The organism is Mesorhizobium bavaricum, assembly GCF_056781655.1.
The window spans coordinates 6,470,413-6,494,958 of sequence record NZ_CM165566.1 but is presented as its reverse complement, the minus strand read 5'-3'; the positions used below and the strand labels follow the sequence as shown (position 1 = coordinate 6,494,958).

Annotated in this window: 23 protein-coding genes, 1 pseudogene and 1 riboswitch; of the genes and pseudogenes, 16 read left to right on the top strand and 8 right to left on the bottom strand. The window is 63.4% G+C overall.

Translation table 11 applies throughout. The features are described 5' to 3' along the window. The first annotated feature begins 19 nt into the window (after nt 1–19). Both AC1RZR_RS31465 and glcF read left to right on the top strand, forming a co-directional pair. The gene (locus AC1RZR_RS31465) at nt 20–1,225 is read left to right on the top strand and encodes an FAD-binding protein (RefSeq protein WP_481827060.1); all 1,206 of its coding nucleotides are present in this window, start codon (nt 20–22) and stop codon (nt 1,223–1,225) included. A 10-nt stretch (nt 1,226–1,235) separates the two neighbouring features. Next, nucleotides 1,236–2,561, top strand: coding sequence for a glycolate oxidase subunit GlcF (gene glcF / locus AC1RZR_RS31460; RefSeq protein ID WP_481827059.1), 1,326 nt, complete (start codon nt 1,236–1,238; stop codon nt 2,559–2,561). 15 nt (nt 2,562–2,576) lie between these two features. Here the strand turns inward: glcF and AC1RZR_RS31455 are convergent, their stop codons facing one another. Next, complete coding sequence (locus tag AC1RZR_RS31455; RefSeq protein WP_481829164.1) at nt 2,577–3,497, bottom strand: bifunctional 5,10-methylenetetrahydrofolate dehydrogenase/5,10-methenyltetrahydrofolate cyclohydrolase; 921 nt, start codon at nt 3,495–3,497, stop codon at nt 2,577–2,579. A gap of 284 nt (nt 3,498–3,781) precedes the next feature. After that, nucleotides 3,782–4,525: a L,D-transpeptidase gene (locus AC1RZR_RS31450; protein ID WP_481827058.1), complete on the bottom strand. Its 744-nt coding sequence runs from the start codon at nt 4,523–4,525 to the stop codon at nt 3,782–3,784. A 213-nt stretch (nt 4,526–4,738) separates the two neighbouring features. On the opposite strand from AC1RZR_RS31450, the gene AC1RZR_RS31445 reads away from it, so the two are divergent. Continuing rightward, nucleotides 4,739–5,377: a DNA-3-methyladenine glycosylase I gene (locus tag AC1RZR_RS31445; protein WP_379093118.1), complete on the top strand. Its 639-nt coding sequence runs from the start codon at nt 4,739–4,741 to the stop codon at nt 5,375–5,377. Between the two features lie 17 nt (nt 5,378–5,394). Here the strand turns inward: AC1RZR_RS31445 and AC1RZR_RS31440 are convergent, their stop codons facing one another. Next, nucleotides 5,395–5,649: a hypothetical protein gene (locus tag AC1RZR_RS31440; protein WP_481827057.1), complete on the bottom strand. Its 255-nt coding sequence runs from the start codon at nt 5,647–5,649 to the stop codon at nt 5,395–5,397. A 250-nt stretch (nt 5,650–5,899) separates the two neighbouring features. Here AC1RZR_RS31440 and hisS point away from each other — a divergent pair, with 250 nt between their 5' ends. The 6 genes from hisS to AC1RZR_RS31410 all read left to right on the top strand — a co-directional run bounded on the left by hisS (nt 5,900) and on the right by AC1RZR_RS31410 (nt 13,572). Next, on the top strand, nt 5,900–7,396 hold the full coding sequence (hisS, locus tag AC1RZR_RS31435; protein WP_481827056.1) for a histidine--tRNA ligase: 1,497 nt from the start codon (nt 5,900–5,902) through the stop codon (nt 7,394–7,396). Nucleotides 7,397–7,613: 217 nt separating this feature from the next. Beyond that, nucleotides 7,614–8,735, top strand: coding sequence for an ATP phosphoribosyltransferase regulatory subunit (locus tag AC1RZR_RS31430; protein WP_481827055.1), 1,122 nt, complete (start codon nt 7,614–7,616; stop codon nt 8,733–8,735). Then, complete coding sequence (gene hisG / locus AC1RZR_RS31425) at nt 8,732–9,430, top strand: ATP phosphoribosyltransferase (protein ID WP_481827054.1); 699 nt, start codon at nt 8,732–8,734, stop codon at nt 9,428–9,430. Before AC1RZR_RS31430 ends, hisG begins: the two co-directional genes overlap by 4 nt. Before the next feature lie 356 nt (nt 9,431–9,786). Beyond that, nucleotides 9,787–11,559 (top strand): AMP-binding protein, encoded by a 1,773-nt coding sequence (locus AC1RZR_RS31420; RefSeq protein WP_481827053.1) that lies wholly within the window; start codon nt 9,787–9,789, stop codon nt 11,557–11,559. Nucleotides 11,560–11,755: 196 nt separating this feature from the next. Next, the gene (locus AC1RZR_RS31415; protein ID WP_477271095.1) at nt 11,756–12,859 is read left to right on the top strand and encodes a calcium:cation antiporter; all 1,104 of its coding nucleotides are present in this window, start codon (nt 11,756–11,758) and stop codon (nt 12,857–12,859) included. 65 nt (nt 12,860–12,924) lie between these two features. Then, nucleotides 12,925–13,572, top strand: coding sequence for a class I SAM-dependent methyltransferase (locus AC1RZR_RS31410; protein WP_481827052.1), 648 nt, complete (start codon nt 12,925–12,927; stop codon nt 13,570–13,572). A 131-nt stretch (nt 13,573–13,703) separates the two neighbouring features. On the opposite strand, the gene AC1RZR_RS31405 is transcribed toward AC1RZR_RS31410, so the two are convergent. Further along, nucleotides 13,704–14,381, bottom strand: coding sequence for an MIP family channel protein (locus AC1RZR_RS31405; protein WP_477271091.1), 678 nt, complete (start codon nt 14,379–14,381; stop codon nt 13,704–13,706). Nucleotides 14,382–14,788: 407 nt separating this feature from the next. Here AC1RZR_RS31405 and AC1RZR_RS31400 point away from each other — a divergent pair, with 407 nt between their 5' ends. The 4 genes from AC1RZR_RS31400 (at nt 14,789) to AC1RZR_RS31385 (ending at nt 17,942) form a co-directional block, all read left to right on the top strand. Further along, nucleotides 14,789–16,078, top strand: coding sequence for an RsmB/NOP family class I SAM-dependent RNA methyltransferase (locus tag AC1RZR_RS31400; protein WP_481827051.1), 1,290 nt, complete (start codon nt 14,789–14,791; stop codon nt 16,076–16,078). 76 nt (nt 16,079–16,154) lie between these two features. After that, complete coding sequence (locus AC1RZR_RS31395) at nt 16,155–16,607, top strand: TspO/MBR family protein (protein ID WP_481827050.1); 453 nt, start codon at nt 16,155–16,157, stop codon at nt 16,605–16,607. Between the two features lie 95 nt (nt 16,608–16,702). Next, nucleotides 16,703–17,161, top strand: a complete 459-nt coding sequence (locus AC1RZR_RS31390) for a PaaI family thioesterase (RefSeq protein WP_481827049.1) — start codon at nt 16,703–16,705, stop codon at nt 17,159–17,161. Nucleotides 17,162–17,351: 190 nt separating this feature from the next. Then, the gene (locus AC1RZR_RS31385; protein WP_481829163.1) at nt 17,352–17,942 is read left to right on the top strand and encodes a 5'-methylthioadenosine/S-adenosylhomocysteine nucleosidase; all 591 of its coding nucleotides are present in this window, start codon (nt 17,352–17,354) and stop codon (nt 17,940–17,942) included. Between the two features lie 12 nt (nt 17,943–17,954). Here AC1RZR_RS31385 and AC1RZR_RS31380 read toward each other — a convergent pair whose 3' ends face one another. Beyond that, a complete protein-coding gene (locus tag AC1RZR_RS31380) occupies nt 17,955–18,272 on the bottom strand; it encodes a hypothetical protein (protein WP_481827048.1) in 318 nt (105 codons plus the stop codon). 85 nt (nt 18,273–18,357) lie between these two features. Between AC1RZR_RS31380 and AC1RZR_RS31375 the strand changes: the two genes are divergently transcribed. Then, nucleotides 18,358–18,861, top strand: a complete 504-nt coding sequence (locus tag AC1RZR_RS31375; RefSeq protein ID WP_481827047.1) for a MarR family winged helix-turn-helix transcriptional regulator — start codon at nt 18,358–18,360, stop codon at nt 18,859–18,861. 55 nt (nt 18,862–18,916) lie between these two features. Further along, the gene (gene guaA / locus AC1RZR_RS31370) at nt 18,917–20,479 is read left to right on the top strand and encodes a glutamine-hydrolyzing GMP synthase (RefSeq protein WP_481827046.1); all 1,563 of its coding nucleotides are present in this window, start codon (nt 18,917–18,919) and stop codon (nt 20,477–20,479) included. Nucleotides 20,480–20,671: 192 nt separating this feature from the next. Here the strand turns inward: guaA and AC1RZR_RS31365 are convergent, their stop codons facing one another. The 3 genes from AC1RZR_RS31365 to AC1RZR_RS31355 form a co-directional block, all read right to left on the bottom strand. After that, complete coding sequence (locus tag AC1RZR_RS31365) at nt 20,672–21,499, bottom strand: SDR family NAD(P)-dependent oxidoreductase (protein WP_481827045.1); 828 nt, start codon at nt 21,497–21,499, stop codon at nt 20,672–20,674. A 109-nt stretch (nt 21,500–21,608) separates the two neighbouring features. Next, entirely contained in the window at nt 21,609–22,631 is a 1,023-nt protein-coding gene (locus AC1RZR_RS31360) for an AraC family transcriptional regulator (RefSeq protein WP_481827044.1), read from the bottom strand. A 122-nt stretch (nt 22,632–22,753) separates the two neighbouring features. Next, nucleotides 22,754–23,836: a type 1 glutamine amidotransferase family protein gene (locus tag AC1RZR_RS31355; RefSeq protein ID WP_481827043.1), complete on the bottom strand. Its 1,083-nt coding sequence runs from the start codon at nt 23,834–23,836 to the stop codon at nt 22,754–22,756. Nucleotides 23,837–24,009: 173 nt separating this feature from the next. Here AC1RZR_RS31355 and AC1RZR_RS31350 point away from each other — a divergent pair. After that, nucleotides 24,010–24,099, top strand: a pseudogene (locus AC1RZR_RS31350) (integrase); the annotation flags it as partial. 307 nt (nt 24,100–24,406) lie between these two features. Beyond that, a riboswitch (guanidine-I (ykkC/yxkD leader) is annotated at nt 24,407–24,518 on the top strand. Nucleotides 24,519–24,546 lie beyond the last annotated feature (28 nt).

Sequence of the window (24,546 nt, the reverse complement as noted above, 5' to 3'; positions counted from 1 at the left end):
TGTCGGAAATTCCGCGCCCATGACCGCCTTCACCCCAACCAATTCGGACGAAGTCTTGTCCGCCGTCGCCTGGGCCGTGGCGGAAGACTCGCCGCTTGAAATCCTTGGCCATGGTTCCAAGCGCGGCGTCGGCCGACCGCTGCAGAGCGAACACACGCTCGACCTGTCGAAACTCACCGGCGTTACGCTCTATGAGCCGGCCGAACTGGTGCTGTCGGCCAAGGCCGGCACACCGCTGGCCGACATCGAAAAGCTGCTGGCGGAAAACGGCCAGCAGCTCGCCTTCGAGCCGATGGATTACGGCCCGCTGCTCGGTGGCGAAGCTGGCAAAGGCACCATCGGAGGCGTGCTCGCCGCGAACCTTTCCGGCCCGCGCCGGCTAAAGGCGGGCGCGGCGCGCGACCATATTCTTGGCATCAATGCAGTTTCCGGCCGTGGCGAGGCCTTCAAGTCCGGTGGCCGCGTGGTCAAGAACGTCACCGGCTACGATCTGTCGAAACTGATGGCCAACAGCTGGGGCACGCTTGCCGCGTTCACCGACGTCACCTTCAAGGTGCTGCCCGCCGCCGAGACCGAGGTCACGCTCGCCATTCGCGGCCTGCTCGACGACGCGGCTGCCGCAGCCATGGCGCTGGCGCTCGGCTCCAGCGCGGAATTGTCGAGTGCCGCTCATCTGCCGGAGCGGATTGCCGCGCGTGTAGCCGGCGGGGTGCTGGGCAGCGAGGCCGCGACTTTGCTGCGTGTCGAAGGGTTTGGCCCTTCCGTCGCCTATCGCATCGCCGCATTGAAAACGCTGCTCGCCAAGGCTGGTCCGCTGGAGGAGATTTCCGGCGAAACGTCACGGGTGATCTGGCGCGATGTGCGCGATTGCAGGCCCTTCGCCGATGGCAGCGAGAAACCGATCTGGCGCGTGTCGATGACGCCGGGACAGGGCCACCAGATGGTGTTGACGCTGCGCATGCAGGCCGCCGTCAGCGCCTTCTACGACTGGCAGGGCGGGCTGGTGTGGTTGCGCATGGAGGAGGGTGATACGGAAGCCGCTTTGCTGCGTGGGCTGTTGAGAAAACACGGCGGCGGCCATGCGACATTGGTGCGCGCGGCACCCTCCCATCGCGTCGCCTTGCCAGTGTTCGAACCGCAGGCGCCGGCATTGGCGGCACTCAGCCAGCGCCTGAAGCAGGAATTCGACCCGAAGAACATCCTCAATCCCGGCCGCATGGCCTAGGACCAACGCGATGCAGACCAATTTTTCACTTGCCCAGCTAGCCGATCCGCATGTCGCGGAATCGGAAAAAATCCTGCGCAAATGCGTGCATTGCGGCTTCTGCACCGCCACGTGCCCGACCTATGTGACGCTCGGCAACGAGCTCGATTCACCGCGCGGGCGCATCTACCTGATCAAGGACATGCTGGAAAACGGCCGTCCGGCCGACAAGGAGATCGTCACCCATATCGACCGCTGCCTGTCCTGCCTCGCCTGCATGACCACCTGTCCGTCAGGCGTCAACTACATGCATCTGGTCGACCATGCCCGCGCCCACATCCAGGCGACCTACAAGCGGCCGCTGCTCGACCGCCTGACCCGCGCCATGCTGGCCTTTGTGCTGCCCTATCCCGCGCGTTTTCGCACCGCACTCAAGCTGGCGAAGCTGGGCAAGCCGTTCATTGGCCTGTTCGAAAAGGTCCCGGCGCTGAAGCCGCTCAGCGCAATGCTCAAGCTCGCGCCGGCATCGATCCCCGAAACATCGCCGATGGCCTCGCCGGGTATCCATGCCGGGCAAGGGACCAGAAAAGGCCGCGTCGCAATCCTCACCGGCTGCGCGCAGTCGGTGCTTGACCCCGCCATCAACGAGACGACGATTGCGCTGCTGACGCGGCTCGGCGTCGAGGTCGTGGTGCCGCCTGGCGAGGGCTGTTGCGGGGCGCTGGTGCATCACATGGGCCGGGAGCAGGCAGCGCTTGCCTCGGCCAGGCAAAATGTCGATGCCTGGACGCGCGCCATCGAACAGAGCGGGCTCGATGCCATTGTCATCACCGCGTCCGGCTGCGGCACGACGATCAAGGACTATGGCTTCATGCTGCGGCTGGACCCGGCCTATGCCGACAAGGCCGCGCGCGTGTCGGCGCTGGCCAAGGACATCACCGAGTATCTGGCCGGTCTCGACCTGCCCGAGCCGGTGCACAAGCCCGGCACCGTCGTCGCCTATCATTCGGCCTGTTCGATGCAGCACGGCCAGAAGATCACGCGTCAGCCGAAGGAATTGCTGGCCAAGGCCGGCTTCATCGTGCGCGAGCCGCGTGAGAGCCATCTGTGCTGCGGTTCGGCCGGCACCTACAACATCCTGCAGTCCGAGATTTCGGCCAAGCTGCGCGACCGCAAGGTGACAAACATCGAGGCGACAGGGGCCTCGATCGTTGCCACCGGCAACATCGGCTGCATCACACAGATTGCTTCCGCGGCGAAGCTGCCGGTGGTGCATACAATAAAGCTGCTCGACTGGGCCTATGGCGGGCCGAAGCCGGAAGGCGTTGCGGAAGACAGCCTGATCGCCGCGGAGTAGGCGCTGTCCCAGCGCTTACTCGGCCGCGAGCCTGTCCGCGGTGCCGTAGGTTGCCTCGTAGAGCGCGCGCTGGCGGCTCAGCGCCACCATCGTATTGCGCAGCAGGATCGCCACCGTGATCGGGCCGACGCCGCCCGGCACCGGGGTGATCCAGGAGGCGACTTCGCGCACGCTTTCGGTATCGACGTCGCCGACGATACGGCTGGACCCGTCAGGCCCGATCTCGGAATTGATACCGACGTCGATGACTGCCGCACCCGGCTTGACCATATCGGCCTTGATCAGCCGCGGCTTGCCGACGGCGACGAACAGCGCATCGGCGCGCCTTGCATGGGCAGCGACCGATCGCGTCATGTGATGGCAGACCGTCACCGTCGCGCCTTCGCTCATCAACAGGAAGGCGATCGGCTTGCCGACAATTTCCGAATGGCCAACGATGACGACTTCCAGCCCCTTGAGGTCAAGGCCGGTCTCCTTCAGCAACTCGACCGAGGCGGCGGCGGTGCAGGGCGCGAGGTCGAGCTGGTTGTAGACGATGTTGCCGATCGAGACCGGATGCATGCCCTCGACATCTTTCAGCGGATGCACCGCCGCCTGCAGCGTCCTGATCGGGATATGCGCCGGCACCGGCCGCTGGATGATGATGCCGGTGACGCGCGGATCGGCATTCAGCCCGTGGATGGCCGCTTCCAGCTCCCCCGATGTGATGGTGGCGGGAAAACGCCGTTCCTCGAAATCGATGCCGGCCAGTTGCGCCTTGGCGCGCTGGTTGCGCACATAGACATCCACCGCCGCGGTGTCGCCAACCGTGATCGAGATCAGCTTGGGTGGAAAACCCTCTGCTTTGGCAATCGCCGCATCCTCGCGCACGGCGGCGATGATGCGCTGGGCAACCGGGCCGCCCTTGAGATAGCGGCTGTCGTGGGACAGGGACATGGGGGACAGGGACATGGGTGGACTCTTTTGCTTGGTTGCCGCCGACATAGCAAAAGAACATCGGCAAGGGCAGCATGAAAAGCGAACCGTCATGCCTGTTGCGCGACGCGCCGAGGAAACAGTGTCTCGTTACGCGTCAGGCTGCGGTTGAAACGGAAAGGGCAGCACGGTTTCCCGCACTGCCCTTTCTGACTGACCGCATCCCCATACGGCCCGTCCCCCGTTGTCCTCAGACTGGCCTCGAAAGCTGGTTGCTTTGCCGGCCAAGTGATTCGCTACCGGAACTATATCACCTCGACCGTGGTTCCGACATTGACGCGCTCATAGAGGTCGACGACGTCCTCGTTGCGCATGCGGATGCAGCCAGACGACACTGCGCCGCCGATCGTCCACGGCTGGTTGGTGCCGTGGATGCGATATTCGGTCGTGCCGAGATAGAGCGCGCGTGCGCCCAACGGGTTCTCCATGCCGCCGGCCAGATAGGTCGGCAAATAGCGGCCCTTGGCGGCCTCGCGCTTGATCATCTGTGCTGGCGGGCGCCAGTCCGGCCACTCGCGCTTGTTGGTGATCTTGTGCGTGCCCGACCATTCGAAGCCGGGTTTGCCGGTGCCGACGCCGTAGCGCCGCGCCTTGCCGTTCTTCTCGATCAGAAAGAGGAAATTCTGCGTCGTATCGATGACGATCGTGCCCGGCTTCTGCGGGCCGTCATAGGCGACTTCCTGCGGCAGGTAGATCGGGTTGATCTGCGGACGCATGGCCATCCGCTTGGGCGGCGGCTGCACGGCCGCCGTCTGCACCCGGTCGGGTTGCGCCGGCTGCGCATAGCGCAGGCGCGGCTGCTGCACGACCTGCCGGTTCTGGCGCACGATGCCGGGAGCATGGCCAAGCTGCAGCACCCAGGGTGCGGATAGGTCGGGGCTCACCATCACCGGCGGCCTGTCGGCATAGCGGTCGCCGGCGGTTGAAGGTGTGACGCCTGTGGCAAACACAGCCACGGCGCCGAGCACGGGAAACAAAACTGTCTTCATCGGAACGCACCTTGATCGTCTGATACAACCAGGTGGAAACGCCCCCCGGTTCAGCGATCTTTGGCGTGGAAGCAGCAACCGAAACATGAATCGGAATGCGTAAAATGCGCTGTTGTCAGTAAACCTTTTGGTGTGGTTACCGCCGGGTTCAGGAATCTGGTAAAGCCACAGTAAATGCAGCGCACAAGCGCATTAACGAACGGATTTTTGGCTATGGAAAAGGAAAACACCGGTCTGCTTGCCGGTCCCGACGGGGTCGCGCGCTGCTTCTGGCACGGCAATCTGCCGGACTACCTGCACTACCACGACCATGAATGGGGCCGCCCTGTCGCGGACGACCGCAGGCTGTTTGAAAAGATCTGCCTCGAAGGCTTTCAGTCGGGCCTGTCATGGCTGACCATCCTGCGCAAGCGCGAGAATTTTCGCGAGGCCTTCGCCAATTTCGAATTCGACAAGGTCGCTGCCTTCACCGACAGGGATGTCGAGCGCCTGCTTGGCAATGCCGGCATCATCCGCCATCGCGGCAAGATCGTCTCGACCATCAACAACGCCAAGCACGCCCGCGAGATGGCCGATGAATTCGGCTCGCTGGCCGCCTGGTTTTGGAAGTTCGAACCCGGCAAGGACGAGCGGCCCGAGATCGTCGATCTCGCCCATCTGCGCGCCAACCCGACCACGGCGGTCTCGGTTCGCATTTCGAAGGAATTGAAGAAGCGCGGCTGGAGCTTTGTCGGACCGACCACGGTCTACGCCTTCATGCAGGCCATGGGCCTGGTCAACGACCATCTCGAGGGCTGCGTCTGCCGCAGGCAAGTCGAGAAGGAACGGAAGGCTTTCAAGCGGCCGAAATAGGCGCGGGCGGGGTAATCTCAGGTGCCGTTGACGCTGGCCAGGAAAAGCCCGGCGACGATTGCCACCACCGTGGCCACGGTCGGGTAGATCACCAGCAGGCCGGCCATCAACGCGTCGCGCATCGATGGCCCCTTGCCGGTGTCGGCCGGTATCTCGAACGGACCGGCAGCCTGGCTGACCATTTTCTGAGCGTGGATGTCGGCCGCGCGCAGGCGCGCGGGCAGATCGCCTGCACCGCTGTCGACGGCATGGAATTTTGCTGCGCTGGTCATGTCCCGAACCCCTTCGTGTCGACGCGGGTTATCGGCTGCGATTGTGTCGGCACGATGCCGCGCTTATGGCGGGATTGTTTCATTTCCGCTGCGTTCTTGTTTCAGGGTGGTTCGGTTCCTTCCTGTTCCCGGCGGGAGAGGCAAGGCTGCAAAGCCTTGCCGCACAAAGCTGCATCGGTTAGGACACGCGCGCTGCGGAAGTAGGAAATTTCCTACCGCACAGCGCCACGAAACACCGAGTACCCATCCCATGGCCGACAAATCGGAAAAGACGAAAGCGCGACTGCCGCGCGGTTTTGCCGACCGCAGCGCCGAAGACATCCGCGCCGTCGAGAAGATGATGTCGACGATCCGCTCGGTCTTTGAGCTCTATGGTTTCGAACCGGCCGACCAGCCGCTGATCGAATACACCGATGCGTTGGGAAAATTCCTGCCTGACCAGGACCGCCCGAACGAAGGCGTGTTCTCCTTCCAGGATGACGACGACCAGTGGCTGTCGCTGCGCTATGACCTGACCGCGCCGACGGCGCGCTTCGTCGCCGAGAATTACGAGCGGCTGCCAAAACCCTATCGCAGCTATCGCTCCGGCTGGGTGTTCCGCAACGAGAAGCCGGGCCCCGGCCGCTTCCGCCAGTTCATGCAGTTCGACGCCGACACGATCGGCACGCCCGGCGTGGCCGCCGACGCCGAAATGGCCATGATGATGGCCGACGTGATGGAAGCGCTCGGCATCAAGCGCGGCGACTACGTCATCCGCGTCAACAACCGCAAGGTGCTGGACGGCGTGCTGGAGGCGATCGGCCTCGGCGGCGACGAGAATGCCGGCCGCCGGCTGACGGTGCTGCGGGCGATCGACAAGCTCGACAAGCTCGGACCGGATGGCGTGAGACTTCTGCTTGGACCGGGGCGTTGGGACGGCGGCAAGGAAGGCGAAGGCGACTTCGCCAAGGGCGCGGGACTGAATGATTTGCAAGCCGAAGCGGTCCTTCGCGCGACAGCGAAGAGTGAACAGGCCGGCCAGGATTCCAGCGTCAGCGCGAACGCGGTCTACCAGGAAGGCGTCGGCGAGCTCTCGACGATTGAAGCCTTGGTCAGGGCGGCTGGATACGCCGAAGACCGTATCGCCATGGACCGCTCGGTGGTTCGTGGTCTCGAATACTATACCGGCCCCGTTCTCGAGGCCGAACTGCTGGCCGAAATCCCCAACGAGGACGGCCAGATCGTGCGCTTCGGCTCGGTCGGCGGCGGTGGCCGCTATGACGGCCTCGTCTCGCGCTTTCGCGGCGAGCCGGTGCCGGCAACTGGTTTCTCCATTGGCGTCTCCCGGCTGATGACGGCGCTGAAGAACCTCGGCAAGCTCGACAGCGCGGATGTGATCGCGCCCGTCGTCGTGCTGGTGATGGACAGGGACACCGACAGCCTTGGCCGCTACCAGAAGATGGTCGCCGAGTTGCGCGGCGCCGGCATCCGTTCCGAAATGTATCTCGGCGGCGCCGGCATGAAGGCGCAGCTGAAATATGCCGACCGCCGCGGCTGCCCGGTCGCAATCATCCAGGGCGGCGACGAGCGCGCCAAGGGCGAGCTGCAGATCAAGGACCTGATCGAAGGCGCGCGCATGTCGGCCGAAATATCAGACAACGCCGAATGGCGCGCCGCGCGCCCGGCGCAGGTGACGGTGGCGGAAAGCGAACTGGTCGCCGAAGTGAAGAAGATCTTGGCGGCGCAGGCCGAGGAGAGGGCGAAGTGACAAGCGCCGCGCTGGCTCTCCCTTCTCCCCTTGTGGGGCCCGAAGGAAGGGGCGAGACCCGTGGCTCGCCCCCGGGCGGTGGCCTCGCGCAGCGAGGTCGGATGAGGGGTGTTCCAGGGAACGGCACCGTCTCATTCCGTCCAGCACCCCTCATCCGTCTTGGCGCTGCGCGCCAATCCACCTTCTCCCACAAGGGGAGAGGCGAAGGTGGCGCTTCATGACCTCCCGCTACCCCGCGATATCAGCCGACATCATCAACCTTTTCGCCACGCGCAACACGCATGCGGTCGAGGTCGCCGTGCTGCAGCCGGCCGACCCGTTCCTCGACATGGCGGGCGAGGATCTGCGCCGGCGTATTTTCCTCACCGAAAGCGAGACCGGGCAGGCGTTGTGCCTGCGGCCGGAATTCACCATTCCGGTCTGTCTCGACCACATCAGGTCGCAGGCCGGCACGCCGCGCCGCTATTCCTATCTGGGCGAGGTGTTTCGCCAGCGCCGCGAAGGCGGCAACGAGTTCTTCCAGGCCGGCATCGAGGATCTCGGCGACCGCGACACCGCTGAGGCCGATGCCCGTTCGCTCGCCGACGCACACGCGCTTCTCGCCCTGGTGCTGCCGGGTCAGGCCTTGGCAATCACGCTCGGCGACCAGACCATTTTCGAGGCGGTGCTGGCAGCGCTTGGGCTGCCGCGCGGCTGGCGCATGCGTCTGGCGCGGGCCTTCGGCTCGGCGCCGATGCTGGAGGCGGCACTCGCCGATCTCGCCAACCCGCCGCGCAACGGCCAGCTCTCAGGTCCGGTCGCTTCCCTTGTCCTCGACGGCGATCTGGAAGGTCTTTCCGCCCACATCGCGGGCGGCATGGAAGAGGCCGGCCTGTCGGCCTCCGCCGGGCGCTCGCCGGCCGACATTGCCAGGCGGTTGATCGAGAAGGCCGAATTGCGCAGCGTGCGGCTGTCGAACGAGGCCTTCGCGGCGCTGAAGGGTTTTCTGGCGATCGATGTGCCGCTCGATGGCGCGGCACAGGCGTTGGACGCCTTCGCCAGAGGTGCCGGGCTTTCGCTTGATACCGCGCTGGAGAAGTTCGCTTCCCGCGCCAAGGCGATCGAGACGCACGGCCTGCCGGCCGGAAAAATCCGTTACGATGCCGCTTTCGGCCGTCCGCTCGACTACTACACCGGCCTGGTCTTCGAAATCGCGGCCCAGGATGGCGACCGGCCGCTGGTTGGTGGCGGCCGCTACGACCGGCTGCTGACGCTGCTTGGCGCGAAGACGCCGATCCCCGGCGTCGGCTTTTCCGTCTGGCTCGACCGCATCGACGCACTGCGGGAGCCGGCGCCATGATCACCCTGGCGATCCCGTCGAAAGGCCGGCTGAAAGAGCAGGCGCTGGAGGTGCTGGCCAAGGCCGGGCTCGCCGTCAGCCTGCCCAGCGACGAGCGCGCCTATCGCGCCCGCATCGAAGGCGCGGAAAGCATCGAAGTGGCGTTTCTGTCGGCTTCCGAAATTGCTGGCGAGATCGGCCAGGGCGCGGTCGATCTCGGCATCACCGGCGAAGACCTGGTGCGCGAGAACCTCGCCGATTGGGAGGCACGCGCCGAAATCGTCGCTCGTCTCGGCTTCGGCAGTGCAGATGTCGTGGTGGCCGTGCCTGACATCTGGCTCGACGTCGACACCATGGCCGATCTCGATGACGTTGCCGCCGATTTCCGCCAGCGCCATGGCAGGCGGCTCAGGATCGCCACCAAATACTGGCGGCTGACGCAGCAATTCTTCTCGCAGAAACACGGCATCCAGGTCTACCGGATCGTCGAGAGCCTCGGCGCCACCGAAGGTGCGCCGGCTGCAGGGTTGGCCGATGTCATCGTCGACATCACCACCACTGGCTCGACGCTGCGCGCCAATCATCTCAAGGTCCTCGGCGACGGCCTCGTCCTGCGCTCGCAGGCCTGTCTGGTAGCGTCGAGGAAGACGCGTGCCGCGGCCGATGAGGCGTTGTTGCGCGACATAGCCGCGAAGATGGCGGCGGCGGTCGGGTAGCGGTGGAGGCTTCCTGCCCTCCACTACCATCAGGGCTTCGAACTCAGCTTAACAAAAGGCCTGAAAACGGCCAGTCCGACGGTGTCGGTCGCCTTTGTGCCGGTCGCTTTTTCGATAGGAATTTATTCTTGACATGGTGAGGGCAGCTATGCTAGATATTCGTCCATGGTGCTGATTTGCGCCAATGACCCGCCGCACAGGTGGGTTTTTGCGTTTGATGCTTCGTCAACCAACGCGCCGGCGAAGCTCCGAGGAAACCCGCTAATCCGGATTCGTTGCACTGCCCCGTACCATCGGCGGGATTTCCACCGTCCCGGCAGGCTGATAGGCTCGACCCATCCCGGGAGGAGACAGCGATGCCGATCAATCTCGACGAGCTGAAGAATGCCACCAATTTGCGCGGACGTGGATCGCGCAATGGCAGTGTCTTCGTAGCGCCCGTCGACGGCAGGGCGCATGTCTCGGGCGAGCGCACGACGCCGCTGCTCGACAAAACCATTCCGGCGCTGTTTTCCGACACCGCCAGCAAATACGCCACGCAAGACGCCGCCGTCTTCGTCGACCAGGACAAGCGCTTCACCTGGAGCGAACTGTCGGACACGGTGGACGCTCTGGCCGCCGGCTTCCTGGCGCTCGGCCTGGAAAAGGGCGATCGCGTCGGCATCTGGTCGCCCAACCGTTGGGAATGGCTGGTGACGCAGTTCGCCACCGCCCGCATCGGCCTCATACTGGTCAACATCAACCCCGCGTACCGGCTGACCGAACTGGACTATGCGCTGAACAAGGTCGGCTGCAAGGCGCTGGTGACGGCGGCCAAGTTCAAGACCTCCGATTACCTCGGTATGATCGAGACGCTGGCGCCGGAAATCGCCACCGCCACGCCCGGCAAGCTCAAGGCGAAGAAGCTGCCGGCGCTGAAGATCGTCATCCGCATGGGCGAGGACAATTCGCCCGGCATGTTCAATTTCGGCGACGTGCTGGCCATGGCCGGGCGCGACGAGCATGACAGCCTCGACCGCATCTCCGAGGGGCTGAAGCCCGGCGAGGCCATCAACATCCAGTTCACCTCGGGCACCACGGGAGCGCCCAAGGGCGCGACGCTGACCCACAACAACATCGTCAACAACGGCAATTTCGTCACCTCGGCGATCAAACTGACCGTCGACGACCGGCTGTGCATCCCGGTGCCTCTCTATCATTGCTTCGGCATGTCGATGGGCACGATGGGCTGCGTGTCGAAAGGCGCGACCATGGTTTTCCCGGGCGAGGGGTTCGATCCCGGCGCCACGCTGAAAGCGGTGGCTCAAGAGCGCTGCACCGGCCTCTATGGCGTGCCGACCATGTTCGTCGCGCTGCTCGATCATCCGGATTTTTCATCCTTCGATCTGTCCAGTCTGCGCACCGGCATCATGGCCGGCTCGCCATGCCCGATCGAGGTGATGAAGAAGGTGGTGTCGCTGATGCATATGGCGCAAGTGACCATCGCCTATGGCATGACCGAGACCAGCCCGGTGTCGTTCCAGAGTGGCGTCGATGACCCGCTGGAAAAGCGCGTCTCGACGGTCGGGCGCATCCACCCTCACGTCGAGGTCAAGGCGGTCGATGCCGATGGCGCCACCGTCGCCGTCGGCGCGCCGGGCGAGCTGTGCACGCGCGGTTATTCGGTGATGAAGGGCTATTGGGACGACGAGGAGAAGACCCGCGAGGCCATCGACACCGACGGCTGGATGCACACCGGTGACCTCGCCACCATCGATGCCGAGGGCTATTGCAACATTGTCGGCCGGGTCAAGGACATGGTCATCCGCGGCGGCGAAAACGTCTATCCGCGCGAGGTCGAGGAATTCCTCTACCGCCATCCCAAGGTGAAGGAGGTGCAAGTCTTCGGCATTCCCGACGCCAAATATGGCGAGGAGCTGTGCGCCTGGATCGTGCTCAAGCCAGGCCAGATCGCCACCGAGCAGGAGATCAAGGCCTTCTGCGCCGGCCAGATCGCCCATTACAAGGTCCCGCGCTACATCCGCTTCCGCACCGAATTGCCGATGACGGTGACCGGCAAACCGCAGAAATTCTTGATGCGCAATGCGATGGTGGAGGAGCTTGGGCTGGTGACGCAGAAGACGGCGTGAGGGGGGCAGCGCTTCGATTGTCGGTGCACTAAATGCAGCCAAGGATCACGGATCCCTGCGGCATCGTCTGGAAGTGCGGGTGACGTTGTTTGTGGGAGTCGAACGCCGGCCGTTGGGGCGCTGCCGGATATTGCCAAGGTGCCCGATATGGGGCTTCCGCAAGGCTCGCAGAAACGCCTAGGGGGAGGGGGCTTGAATGAGTGGTTTCGGACGATCGGTGACGTCTTATGCGATGCCCTTGGCCGCTTTGGTGATGGCTGTCGCAGTCAGGGCAAGCGGGCTGTCGGTAGACGAAGGTTCACTGAACGTCAGGATCCTTGTCGGAGCGCTTTCGACTGCGATCATGTTCACCACCATTTTCGTCGTGCTCGACCATGCCGAGGCGGTGGCTCGGCGTGTAGGAGAGCCCTACGGCACATTGGTGCTGACTTTTGCCGTGACGGCAATCGAAGTGTCGATAATCGTTTCCATGATGCTGCATGGAGAGAACAACCCTACGCTTGCACGTGAGTCCGTCTTTTCAACGGTGATGATTACATCCACCGGCGTCGTCGGTACGTGTCTCGTGCTTGGCGGCTGGCGTCATCGCAAGCAGGCAATTGTTCGACAAGGGACCAGCGCATATTTGGCGGTTCTGATCGCACTAACCGTCATGACGCTTATTCTGCCAACCTACACGCAAACCACGGGGCCGGGCACATTTTCAGCAGCACAACTCGGCTTTGTGAGCGTACTTTCAGTGCTGCTCTATGCAAGTTTTGTGTTCGCGCAGACTGTCCGGCACCGAGACGACTTCGTCCAGGGAGAAGCGCACGACGTTTCGATGCGGACCGCCCCTCATGGGGGCATCTCCGCGAGCATTTTGCTCCTGTTAATCGGGCTGATTGGAATTGTCATGCTCGCCGAGCAGGTCGCCGCAAGCGTTGAAGACACGCTCGTTTCCTACCAGGTGACCCAGGCTGACAGTATTGTCGGAGCGTTGATCGCCGGGTTGGTTTTGATGCCAGAGGCCATTTCTTCGGTTCGCGCTTCTCTCAACAATGAGCTGCAACGCGGCTTGAATGTTGCGATGGGTTCGGCTTGCGCCACAATTGGTTTGACAATACCGGCGGTCGCAGCTGCCAGCCTGCTGACGGGAAGAGGGTTAACTCTCGGGCTTCCAGCAACTGACACAGTACTTCTGATTTTAGCGCTCTTCATATGCAACGTCAGCTTTAGTACCGAAAGAACGACATTCCTGACTGGCATGGTCCATATCGTGGTATTTTTTACGTATATATTTCTTATATTTGTACCATGATCGATTTGCGCCGAGATTGCGGTTGGCTGTGACTTAAGGAATTCGGAATCGGAGGCGGCACGCGAATGTTGGACAATTACGAGGTGGACGGGTTTGGCGTGATTCACCAGATCGACTTCACCCCGATCAGATACGACAAGCAATACATTTCCTATTACGAGGACCTGAGTGACCGGACCATCAAGCTCGGATATCAGCGACTTGGCTGGGCGCTGGGAATCACCGGCGAGATTCCTCGGTCCGTGCTGGAGATTGGTTATGGCACGGGCACATTCGTCGAAGCCGCGAAAATAACCGGGGTCGCCGACTGCGCCGGCTGCGACATCGCCAGGTTTCCGCTGCCCAAGGGCGTTCGCTTTGTCGATTGGGATGAGGCGCTCGCCAGCTCGTGGGATCTCGTCGCCATGTTCGACGTGCTGGAGCACATCCCGGATCTGGGTTTCCTCGCCCGCCTTCAGGCCCGCTACCTGGCCGTCGCCGTTCCTTATTGCCGCTGGCGCGAGCTCGGTGCCGACGGCGACGCGTGGTTCCGGACGTGGCGTATGCGTCTCCCCAACGAGCACCTGCACCACTTCGACCGTGACTCGCTGGTGGCGCTCCTCGCGCACAACGGCTTCCAGTGCATGACACTGAACTGCTTCGAGGACGGGATTAGACTGCGGCCCGGCGAAGCTGGTCCGAATATTCTGTCCGGCTTCTTCAGAAAGCTATAGGCGGGTTTTCCCACCAACACGACCAAGCGTGCGAAAACGGGCGAGTCAGGTAAGGTTTTCTCGTTGGCGGCAGGATCAGCAAAAGGCGCGGGCCACGGCCCGCGCCTTTTTCGTATTCACGCTTCCAGAACTCAGTCCTTCTCGAAGACGCGCGCCTTGGCGACGACGCCTGCGAGGGCGCCGCCGATCAGCGGTGCGACGATGAACAGCCAGAGTTGGCCGATCGCAGCAGTGCCGGAAAACAGCGCCGGGCCGATCGAGCGGGCCGGATTGAGCGACGTACCGGTGACCGGGATGATGGCGAAGTGCAGTCCGGCCAGCGTCAGGCCGATGACCAGCCCGGCGAACGCCGTCGAGTGCTTTTCAGCCGTAACGCCGAGGATCACGGTGACGAAGGTGAAGGTCCCGATCAGTTCCCACAGGAACGCCGAACTCACGCCCCATTTCGCCACGTCCCAGCCATTGGCGCCGAAGCCGCCTGTGTGTCCGCCGGTCTGGCCGGAGACGATGATCCACAGCGCGAGCGAGGCGAGGATGGCGCCGATGATCTGCGCGATCCAGTAGGGGATGACGTCCTTGGCCGGCAGCCGGCCGGCAAGGAAGACACCGAGCGTCACCGCCGGATTGAGATGCGCGCCAGAAATGGGACCGATCGCATAGGCTGCCGCAATGAGGCCGATGCCGAACGCCAGACCGATGCCTTCCTGGCCGAGCGGCAGCGCGCCGCCGAAGCCGCCTGTCACCACAGAAGCCGTACCGATAAACACCAATAGAAATGTGCCTAGAACTTCCGCCAGATAAGTCTTCATTGCCCTCTCCTCGTATCGATCCGCTGGCCTGCGTTTTCGCGGCGCGAATCATGGTGGCAAGAGTATTCCCTGCCGAAAAACTTGGAAAGCAGCGCAGTTGCGCCAGATCGCATGCTTGCAGGCGCCAGTTACGAACATTAGAGACCCGTTATCTATGATCGATCTCTTGTTGCCGGTCAGGGACATTTACTGGTCGGGCGGATGCGCCGTTCTTGGTTGGGATAACCTCGTCGCCATGAGACGGAAGCGGGGTTCAATCCAGACGTGAAAGGCTCCCTTTCTTTGTTCTGACGCAATTCCCCGGCGAAAGCGCTGCGCGCTTTCCCTGGAAAACCGTTTCACACTTTTCCTGGAATTGCTCTAAGAGCAGGCCCGGAGATCCTGTTTTCGATTTGATGGAATGACGAATGCGACTGGGTGGACGGCTGGCTGCGGCCATCGAAGTGCTGGAAGACATCGGACGGCGTCACCGGCCGGTCGCCGACGCGCTGAAGGACTGGGGCCTGTCGCATCGCTTCGCCGGGGGCGGCGACCGCGCGGCGATCGGCAACATCGTCTATGACGCCTTGCGCCGCAAGCGTTCCGCCGGCTGGCTGTTGGGGGAGGACACGCCGCGCGCCATCGGCTTCGGCGCGCTGCTGCTCGAATGGGGCCAGACGGCGCTGTCGCTCAACGATGCGCTTGACGGCGACAAGTTCGCGCCACCGCTGCTGACTGCCACCGAGCTTCAGGCAATTGCCGATCGCCGGCTGGCCGATGCGCCGGCCGTGGTGCGGGCCGACATACCGGATTGGTGCGCGCCGCTTTTCGAGAAAACCTTCGGCGCGACCTGGGCCGACGAGGGTGCGGCGCTGGCGACACGCCCGCCGCTCGACCTCAGGGTCAACACGCTGCAGGCTAATCGCGACAAGGTGTTGGCCGAACTGACGGGAACCGGCGCGAAACCTGCGGCAATAGCGCCGCAAGGCATCCGCATCCCGCCGATCGATGGCGACGGCAGGCATCCGAACGTTCAGGCCGAGCCGGCCTTCCAGAAAGGCTGGTTCGAGGTCCAGGACGAAGGCTCGCAGGTGGCGGCTGCCCTTGCCGGTGCCCAGGCCGGCATGCAGGTGCTTGACTTCTGTGCCGGCGCCGGTGGCAAGACGCTGGCGCTGTCGGCTTCGATGGACAATCGCGGCCAGATCTTTGCCCACGACGCCGAGAAGGCACGGCTGGCGCCGATCTTCGACCGCATCCGCCGCTCGGAAAACCGCAATGTGCAGGTCGTCACCAAGCCGGCCGAACTCGCTCCGCTCACGGGCCACATGGACATCGTGCTGGTCGACGCGCCCTGTACCGGCAGCGGCACCTGGCGGCGCCGTCCCGATGCCAAATGGCGGCTGACGCAGAGACAGCTCGACGCCCGCAAGGGCGAGCAGGCGGCGATCCTCGATGCGGCCAAGGCCTACGTCAAGTCAGGCGGCCTGCTGGTCTACATCACCTGCTCGGTTTTCGACGAGGAGAATGGCGAGCAGGTCGCGGCCTTCCGCGACCGCAACAGCGGTTTTGTCCCGGTCGATCACCGCGCGCTCTGGGACAGCCGTTTTCCCGGCCATGCGGCGGCCGTGCGCATCGGTCCGGCAGGCGACATCTCGCTGTCGCCGGCGCTGAGCGGCACCGATGGCTTCTATTTCTGCGCCATGCGCAGGGCGAATTGACGCTGCCGTTGACAGCTGGCGATGGCGCTCCAGTTGCAGATGCGCGGCATCGGGCCGCCATCACGGGGTGGAATTCTTGCAAAGACATCTGTCGCTTCTGCCCTTCCTCATCCTGGTGTTGGGTGGAGGCCTGCTGATCGGCTACGTGACGCTGCCGGGTGCCTGGTATGCGTCGCTGGCCAAGCCGCCCTTCAATCCACCCAACTGGGTCTTTGGGCCTGCCTGGACACTGCTCTATGTGCTGATCGCCATAGCCGGTTGGCGGACATGGCAGCATCAGCCCACAGGAACTGCGAAGAAGATCTGGGGCGTCCAGCTCTTTCTGAATTTCCTGTGGTCGCCGACCTTCTTCGGCGCCAGGATGATGGGACCAGCGCTCGTGGTGATTGTGCTTCTTCTCGCCAACATTGTGCTGTTCATCGCCAGCGCCTGGAACCGTGACCGGACTTCCGGCTGGCTGTTCGTTCCTTACGCGGCCTGGGTAGCTTTCGCCACCTTGCTCAACGCATCGCTTCTCTGGCTAAACTAAGTGCCTTCGGCTCGTTTTGTTGCAGTGCAGCAAAAGCATTTGCCTGTCGCCCATGCCTCTGCAATAAGTTATCCGCATAAAGGAAGGCGACGGCCATGGCATCAAAGATCGTACCCGCCCCGGACTATGAGGACCGCGTCAGGACCTCCTTCGCGCGCCAGAAGGCCATGGCGACGATCGGCGCCGAGCTGACGCTGGTGACGCCCGGCATCATCGAGATCGAGATGCCTTATTCGGCGGCACTGACCCAGCAGCATGGCTTTCTGCATGCCGGCGTCATTTCGACGGCGCTGGACTCGGCCTGCGGCTATGCCGCGTTCTCGCTGATGCCGGAAAACTCCAGCGTGCTGACCATCGAGTTCAAGGTCAATCTGCTGGCGCCGGGCAGGGGCGAGCGCTTCCTGTTTCGCGGTTCGGTGACCAAACCCGGCCGCACCATCATCGTCGCCGATGGCCAGGCCTATGCCTTCGCCGCCGACGGCGAGGCCAAGCTCATAGCCACGATGACCGGCACGATGATGACGGTGGTCGGCCGCGATGGGATTGAGGGATGAGTGGCCGGTTCGCCGCAGGCGAATTCATCGTGCCCGTGGCACGATGACAAGCCACGAACGCCGGGAGCTGCCACAGGCAGCGGGTCCCGGCGAGCGGCGGCGCAGATAAGCAGACAATCGGAGCAGGCAGGGGTAAATCATCGTGACCGGCAAAGTGTCTCGCCTCTCAGGCAAGGACGTCCTCTTCGTGATGGCGGCGCATGCCGAATACGGCCCGCACCTGAAGCGAATGTTCGCACCTTTCATGACCGGCGTTGGGCCGGTCGAGGCCGGTGTCAGGCTTGGCGCCCAATTGTCCCTGATGAAGTCCCAAGAAGCCCTGCCGGATCTCGTCGTCTCGCTCGGCTCCGCCGGCAGCCGGACGCTTGAGCAGACGGAAATCTACCAGGTCGTCTCGGTCAGCTACCGTGACATCGACGCCTCGCCGCTCGGCTTCGAAAAGGGCGCAACGCCCTTTCTCGACCTGCCGGTGACCGTGCCGCTGCCGTTCCGGATTCCGGATGTAAAGGCGGCAACGCTGTCGACCGGCGGCGCGATCATCACCGGCACTGCTTACGATGCGATCGCCGCCGACATGGTCGACATGGAGACCTTCGCTTGCCTGCGCGCCTGCCAGCTGTTCGACATCCCGCTGATCGGGCTGCGCGGCATTTCCGACGGGGCGGCGGATCTCAGGCACGTCGGCGACTGGACCGAATATCTGCACGTTATCGACGAGAAGCTGGCCGGGGCGGTCGGGCTGCTGGAACGGGCGCTTGGCGAAGGTCTGCTGGGCGCCTGACCGCAAATCGGATCAATCCGCCAGGCTCGCCGGATCGCCGAAATCGATGCGCGAAATGCGGCCGCGCACGGCGCCGTTCGCATCGACATAGTCGATTGCTCCCGGCGAATGATCGAGTTTCCAGGAGCCGGTGGGACCATCTTTCCATTCAACCTTGTAGCCGTCGTCGAGCAGCGTCCAAAGCCCATGGAAAAGGGTACCATCCGGCAGCAGCATATGCGCCCGGTTCTCATTTTCGTAGTGGATGAAGGCGTCCTTGCCGCCCATGTCGATGACATGCGTGGTGCCGATCATGATAACGGCCAGCGTGTTCTTGTCGAGAATTGTCATGGTCCCTGTCCGTGTGCTTGAGTTCGAAAGAGCCTCGACGGGATGTGCATCGTCAAGTACCTTGACTATATGGAGTCGGAAGAAAATGGTCAAGGAACTTGACGAAAAAACCGAAGCATTGCCCGATCACGTCGGCTGGCGGCTATGGCAGGCAAGCCGTGCCTGGCAGGCCGAATTCGCTGCCGGCATGCGGGCCGCCGGCCACGGCTGGTTCACCGAGGCGCGCGCTGGATTGCTTGGACACATCAGCAGGCGTGGCATGCGCCAGTCGGCGTTGATCGAACGCTCGGCAATCTCCAAGCAGGCGATCCAGCAACTGCTCGATGGCCTCGAGGCGGAGGGTATCGTCGAGCGTCTGCCCGATCCGCAAGATGGCCGCGGCAAGCTGGTGCGCTACACACGCAAGGGGCTGGATGCCTTGCGCGACGGCGACCGGGTCAAGATGGAGATTGAGCGGCGCTATGTCAGTCGCATTGGCGAGAAGCGGTTCACCGCGCTGATGGGCGCTTTGCGGGCGCTCGAGGCCGGACAGGCTGCGGCAATGGACGAAGACGCTGGCGCCGAAGGTGAAGGCGTGGAATCGAAGTGACGGCAACGCCTCGCAACCCATTGCGCCGACTCATTTCTTTCTCTAAACGCTCGCCATGAAAACAGCCAATCATCCCGACACCGTCCTGATTGTCGATTTCGGCAGCCAGTTTACGCAGCTTATCGCCCGCCGCATCCGCGAGGCTGGCGTGTTTTCCGAGATCGTGCCGTTTCAGTCGGCCGAGGCGGCGTTCAAGCGCATCAATCCGAAAGCCGTGATCCTGTCCGGCGGCCCGGCCTCGACCAGCGATATCGGCAGCCCGCGCGCGCCGCAGATCGTCTTCGACGCCGGCGTGCCGGTGCTCGGCATCTGCTACGGCCAGATGGCCATGTGCGTGCAGATGGGCGGTGTCGCCGAGAGCTCCGATCATCGCGAGTTCGGCCGCGCCTTCGTCGAGATCGAGAAGGACAGCCCGCTGTTCGAGGGCCTGTGGGCACCGGGCCAGCGCCATCAGGTGTGGATGAGCCATGGCGACCGCGTCATCTCCTTGCCCAAGGGCTTCGAGGTGTTCGGCAAGTCGGAAGGCTCGCCCTTCGCCATCTTCGGCAATATCGAGCGCAAGATGTACGGCATCATGTTCCACCCCGAGGTGGTGCACACCCCGGACGGCGCCCGGCTGCTGAGAAATTTCGTTCACAACATCGCCGGCATCGAGGGCGACTGGACGATGCGCGCCTATCGCGAGCACGCGGTCGAGGCGATCCGCAAGCAGGTCGGCAAGGGCAAGGTGATCTGCGCGCTGTCGGGCGGCGTCGACTCCTCGGTCGCGGCCCTCTTGATCCATGAAGCGGTTGGCGACCAGCTCACCTGCATCCTCGTCGACCACGGGCTGATGCGCAAGGACGAAGCCGCCGGCGTGGTGGCGATGTTCCGCCAGCATTACAATCTGCCGCTGATCCTGGTCGACGCCGCGGACAAGTTCATCTCGGCGCTCGAAGGCGAGGCCGACCCGGAGAAGAAGCGCAAGACCATCGGCCGGCTGTTCATCGAGGTGTTCGAGGAGGAGGCGAAGAAGCTCGGCGGCGCCGATTTCCTGGCGCAAGGCACGCTCTATCCCGACGTCATCGAAAGCGTCTCCTTCACCGGCGGCCCGTCGGTGACGATCAAGTCGCACCACAATGTCGGCGGCCTGCCCGCGCGCATGAACATGCAGTTGGTCGAGCCGCTGCGCGAACTGTTCAAGGACGAGGTGAGGGCGCTCGGCAAGGAGCTCGGCCTGCCCGAAAGCTTCATCGGCCGGCATCCGTTTCCTGGCCCCGGTCTCGCCATCCGCTGCCCGGGCGGCATCACCCGCGACAAGCTGGAGATCCTGCGCGAAGCCGACGCCATCTATCTCGACGAGATCCGCAAGGCCGGCCTCTACGACGCCATCTGGCAGGCCTTCGCCGTGCTGCTGCCAGTGCAAACGGTCGGCGTGATGGGCGACGGCCGCACCTACGAGTTCGTCTGCGCGCTGCGCGCCGTCACCTCGGTCGACGGCATGACGGCGGATTTCTACCACTACGACATGGCGTTCCTGGGGGCCGCCGCCACCCGCATCATCAACGAAGTGCGCGGCATCAACCGCGTCGTCTACGACGTCACCTCGAAGCCGCCCGGCACAATCGAGTGGGAATGATTCAGACCCACTCAAACGCCGCCGAAAATACGCCGATCTGCGACGTAACGTACTGAAAACAAAAATAAATCCTTTCAGCAGGACGACACGAAGGCGAACGTTGGAGCTACCTCAATGCCCGATTAGAAGCGGACAGTGGCGGTCGCTTGACCTGCGCGGGGCCGCCAATCGGCGGCCCCGCAGGCTGCTGCCTCAGTGGCCGTTGGCCGCGATCGAAACCGACTCCCAGTCCTTCCAGGTCTGGAGGCGCTTGGCGTAGACGTCGACGATGGTCCTGGTTGGGGTGAGCCCGAAAAAGATCCGGGTGGGAGGCTCGGCGGCATCAACGACCTGCAGGATCGCCGGACCCGTCGCCATCGGTTTGCCAATGAACTCCGCAGGCACGTTGGCCCAGATGTCTGCCTGGGCACGGCGCAGGGGGTCATACTGCGGCGCCGGGTTGGCGTGGGCAGCCGAGCCCCGGCCCCAGTCGGTGGCATAGCCGCCCGGTTCCACCAAGGTCACTTTGATGCCGAACGGGGCAACCTCCTGCGCCAGCGACTCGGTGAGGCCTTCGACTGCCCACTTGGAGGCGTGATAAGCCCCCAGATTGGGGTAGGCGATCAGGCCACCGATGCTGGACACCTGTATGATGTGGCCATGTCCCTGCTTGCGCAGGATGGGCAAGACGGCTTGGGTGACGTTCAGCACACCGAAGAAATTCACTTCGAGCTGATGGCGCACCTGCTGCTCCGTGACTTCTTCGACCGCACCGAACAGGCCGTAGCCGGCATTGTTGACGACAACGTCGAGACCACCAAATGTTTTGGCAGCCTGTTCGACAGCGGCAGTTGCGGCGGCGCGATCGGTCACATCCAGCCGCAGGGGCAGGACCGCCTCGCCGAACTGAGTAACGAGATCCTGCAAGGCCTCAGGCTGCCGGCTCGTCGCGGCAACCCTGTCGCCACGCTTGAGTGCGGCTTCCGCCCAAACGCGGCCAAAGCCACGGTTGGCGCCTGTAATGAACCAGACTTTCGACATCGATCTACCTCATGGTTGCGTGCCATTGGGCACTTCTCTTGAGGTAGGCGCGCGCCCTGTCACATTCATTTGCAGGTTGCGCCAGAAAACTGGCGATGGCCGCCAATCTCTAGTTCAGGCGAGGGGCCTCGATGTTCTGCTCGCGCCACTGTGCGGGGGTGACACCTTCCCACTCGCGGAAGGCGCGATAGAACGAACTGGTATCCTGATACCCCAGGAGATAGGCAATCTCGTCGGCCGCATTCGCGCCACTGGCCAGCATTTCGCGACCGAGTTCCTGGCGGGAAGCCTCCAGGAGCAGCCTGAAGCTTGTCCCAGATTCCGAAATACGGCGCTGCAGCGTGCGCTCGCCCATCCCCAGGGCGTTGGCCACGTCCGATAGTTCGGGCTTGCCGCTGGCCAACCGCCGCTTCAGGACAATCTTCACCTGTTCCGGCAACGAGCTTTGCGCATCGATCTCGTCGAGTGAGGCCAACAGTGCCGGCGTAAGGATGGCGAGCAGTTCGGGATTGTGCCCAGCGAACGGTCGATCCAGATCATCAGCACGCAGCACCATCTGGTTCTTGGGCGCCCCGAACGTTATTGGCGCTTCGAAGTACTCTTGGTGCGCCCGGGTCGTCGGGCCTGCTCGGGTCATGTCCACGCGCAGCGGGACGATGTGACGACCTGTTCCGCGTCGTCCCAGTTCAAGGATTGCTGCAAACGTCACATCGGCCGCTACGTCAGGCTCCGGGCCAACGGCGTGGATCCAGGCGAAGCTGACAAAAGCCTCACCATCACGTTCTATCACGCGCAGCTCTTCCGGGGTGCAAAGCCGCTTGAACCTTGAAAGTCGATTGAGGCCGTCGCGGAAATCCTTGGCGAAGAAGGCCGACATGGTCGCGGGGGGATGGACCGATGTATCTGCCGCGACTGTGATATGCAGCCCGATCGCAGGGTCGCCCGACAGCTCCTCCAGTGCTTGCCAGAGTTCGAAGTATTGGGCGGTATTGACAGAAGCGCCTTCGGAAATGTGGAGGGTCGCAGGCAACCGAGCTTGCCTCAACAATGCCGCTGGTGAGATGCCAGCCCGCTCTACAGCGCGCCAAAAGGCCTGTGGGACTTTGCATCTGTCGATTGGTAGCCGTGTCATGGCAGTCTTTCACTCGCCCGTAATGGCGGCATATGAGCGCCGCTGTCCTATCGTCGCCTAGCCCGGCCCCAGTTCGATCACAGCGTACCCGAATCCGCCACCGATCCAGTCATCCATCTGCCCTACCGGGTCGTCCATTGTGTGACCGGCAGGGTGGACCGTAACGGTTGCATGCTCAACTGCGTGCCGCTACCGCGTCGGGCGGCGTGAGTGCTGGTGAGGACCCTGCGCAGCTTGGCGGCCTGCTGGTCGATGGCCTGCGGGCCGTTGCCGGTGAGCAGCCGCACGGACGGCTCGTAGGCCAGTAGCGGGGCGGCGATGTTGAGGGAGGTCGCGAGTTTGAAACCGGCTTCCTTGATGGCCTTGTCGACGAAGTAGGAGAGTCGTGTCTTCTTCCCTGGGACGCGTGGGTAGAGGAACCGCAGCGCGAACAGCTCGCCAATCGTGGGGACGGTCGAGATGGTGGCGGCGAGGAACGGGTTGTCGCTGACGAGGTAGGGGTGGCCCTGAGCATCGACTCGTTGACGGGTGGAGGTCACCGCCACGGGCGCGTGGCAGATCAGCGAGATGATGACGCCGTTCTCCCGGGCTACGTGGAGGGTTTCGCCGAGCCACGGGTTGTCACGGAAGTCGACCATGGGGGCGTGACCGCCGGGGGTGTGGATGAAGTCAAAGTCGGCGAAACTGAACGGGTCGGCCGGGTCGCGGTGACGCTGGACGAGTTCCTGCAGCGAGTGGAAGGTGCCCTCGGGCAGCTTGTCGAGGCGGCGGATCAGTTCGGGGCGGTACGCGGCGAGCTCCGGTTCGCTGTTGGGCAACAGTTCGGAGACCGGGACCCGGCCGAGGTGCCGTTCCAGCAGTCGGACTTCCTGTTCGCGGCGGGCGACCAACGCGAGGTGGCGCTGCCGGAAGCTGTTGACGTCGAACGAGCGGCGGCGCTGCTGCATACGGAGGGGGATCGTGATGGCGCCGGTCTTCTCGATGGATTGCACGGACAGGGCCATGCCGTTGATGTCGAGTTGCGGGGCATTGCCGTCGGGGGTGGCGAAGGTGAACTCGTAGTCGTTCTCGAACTCCTTGAGCACCTGGGCCATTTCGACCAGGAAGAACCCGGTCGAGATCGACTTGACATCGGCCGGTTCGGCCAGCGGCAGCTGGCGGCCGGACGAGATGAGGATCAGTGCGCGGCGCTTGGTGGTGGGCATGACTTGTTCCTTTCAATGCTTTCGGCCGGGGTGAGGGTCGGGCCGTCCCTGCCATTCATCGGCGGATTTAGGCACGTCTCCTGTCGCATTCACTTACAGGTTGCGACAGAAAACTTGCGATGGCCGCCAATCTCTCGGTGTTCTGCTCGCGCCACTGTGCGGGTGGCGCCTGTCACCTGAGCACGCGTCAGTACGCGCGGCTGGTCGACGAGTGGGGGTCCGCGATTGGGCTGACACCTGAGGAGTACGGCACTCGCCGCCTGGCGTCCTTTCTGTGGCCAACGCGTGACGAACGATGGTGCGTGGCCCGCAACAAGACGACACGGGCAGACGCCTCGATGGGCGACCAAGAGAGACATTGGGATGCGGTCGAAGTCTTCGAGCAGCTTGCGGCTCTTTGGTGGCCATTCAGAGAATCACAGCCGGATTTTCCAGAGCCGCGGCGCGACGCAATGCTCAATTCTTTTGCACAGTGCGCACCCTTTTTTGAGCATTCGGAATTGCCGCCCAATTTTTTCTGATCCGAAACATACGGTTAGCAGTTGGCACGGACATTGCTTCATCAAAACTAGAGTTGGTGGCTAGGGTTCCGGCGCTCTTTTTTGAGCGTGCTGGTCCGAGAGCTGCCACCGGTGCGGGAGACATCCCACCGGGTGCACGGCGGGACAAAAGCCCGGGAGACCTCGTTAGCCAAGGGATTGGCGGCGCGA

Excerpts from the sequence above, each read along its gene's own strand:
- AC1RZR_RS31465 (WP_481827060.1), top strand. The coding sequence starts at position 20 with ATGACCGCCTTCACCCCAACCAATTCGGACGAAGTCTTGTCCGCCGTC.
- glcF (WP_481827059.1), top strand. The coding sequence starts at position 1,236 with ATGCAGACCAATTTTTCACTTGCCCAGCTAGCCGATCCGCATGTCGCG.
- AC1RZR_RS31455 (WP_481829164.1), bottom strand. The coding sequence starts at position 3,497 with ATGTCCCTGTCCCACGACAGCCGCTATCTCAAGGGCGGCCCGGTTGCC.
- AC1RZR_RS31450 (WP_481827058.1), bottom strand. The coding sequence starts at position 4,525 with ATGAAGACAGTTTTGTTTCCCGTGCTCGGCGCCGTGGCTGTGTTTGCC.
- AC1RZR_RS31445 (WP_379093118.1), top strand. The coding sequence starts at position 4,739 with ATGGAAAAGGAAAACACCGGTCTGCTTGCCGGTCCCGACGGGGTCGCG.
- AC1RZR_RS31440 (WP_481827057.1), bottom strand. The coding sequence starts at position 5,649 with ATGACCAGCGCAGCAAAATTCCATGCCGTCGACAGCGGTGCAGGCGAT.
- hisS (WP_481827056.1), top strand. The coding sequence starts at position 5,900 with ATGGCCGACAAATCGGAAAAGACGAAAGCGCGACTGCCGCGCGGTTTT.
- AC1RZR_RS31430 (WP_481827055.1), top strand. The coding sequence starts at position 7,614 with ATGACCTCCCGCTACCCCGCGATATCAGCCGACATCATCAACCTTTTC.
- hisG (WP_481827054.1), top strand. The coding sequence starts at position 8,732 with ATGATCACCCTGGCGATCCCGTCGAAAGGCCGGCTGAAAGAGCAGGCG.
- AC1RZR_RS31420 (WP_481827053.1), top strand. The coding sequence starts at position 9,787 with ATGCCGATCAATCTCGACGAGCTGAAGAATGCCACCAATTTGCGCGGA.
- AC1RZR_RS31415 (WP_477271095.1), top strand. The coding sequence starts at position 11,756 with ATGAGTGGTTTCGGACGATCGGTGACGTCTTATGCGATGCCCTTGGCC.
- AC1RZR_RS31410 (WP_481827052.1), top strand. The coding sequence starts at position 12,925 with ATGTTGGACAATTACGAGGTGGACGGGTTTGGCGTGATTCACCAGATC.
- AC1RZR_RS31405 (WP_477271091.1), bottom strand. The coding sequence starts at position 14,381 with ATGAAGACTTATCTGGCGGAAGTTCTAGGCACATTTCTATTGGTGTTT.
- AC1RZR_RS31400 (WP_481827051.1), top strand. The coding sequence starts at position 14,789 with ATGCGACTGGGTGGACGGCTGGCTGCGGCCATCGAAGTGCTGGAAGAC.
- AC1RZR_RS31390 (WP_481827049.1), top strand. The coding sequence starts at position 16,703 with ATGGCATCAAAGATCGTACCCGCCCCGGACTATGAGGACCGCGTCAGG.
- AC1RZR_RS31385 (WP_481829163.1), top strand. The coding sequence starts at position 17,352 with ATGGCGGCGCATGCCGAATACGGCCCGCACCTGAAGCGAATGTTCGCA.
- AC1RZR_RS31380 (WP_481827048.1), bottom strand. The coding sequence starts at position 18,272 with ATGACAATTCTCGACAAGAACACGCTGGCCGTTATCATGATCGGCACC.
- AC1RZR_RS31375 (WP_481827047.1), top strand. The coding sequence starts at position 18,358 with ATGGTCAAGGAACTTGACGAAAAAACCGAAGCATTGCCCGATCACGTC.
- guaA (WP_481827046.1), top strand. The coding sequence starts at position 18,917 with ATGAAAACAGCCAATCATCCCGACACCGTCCTGATTGTCGATTTCGGC.
- AC1RZR_RS31365 (WP_481827045.1), bottom strand. The coding sequence starts at position 21,499 with ATGTCGAAAGTCTGGTTCATTACAGGCGCCAACCGTGGCTTTGGCCGC.
- AC1RZR_RS31360 (WP_481827044.1), bottom strand. The coding sequence starts at position 22,631 with ATGACACGGCTACCAATCGACAGATGCAAAGTCCCACAGGCCTTTTGG.
- AC1RZR_RS31355 (WP_481827043.1), bottom strand. The coding sequence starts at position 23,836 with ATGCCCACCACCAAGCGCCGCGCACTGATCCTCATCTCGTCCGGCCGC.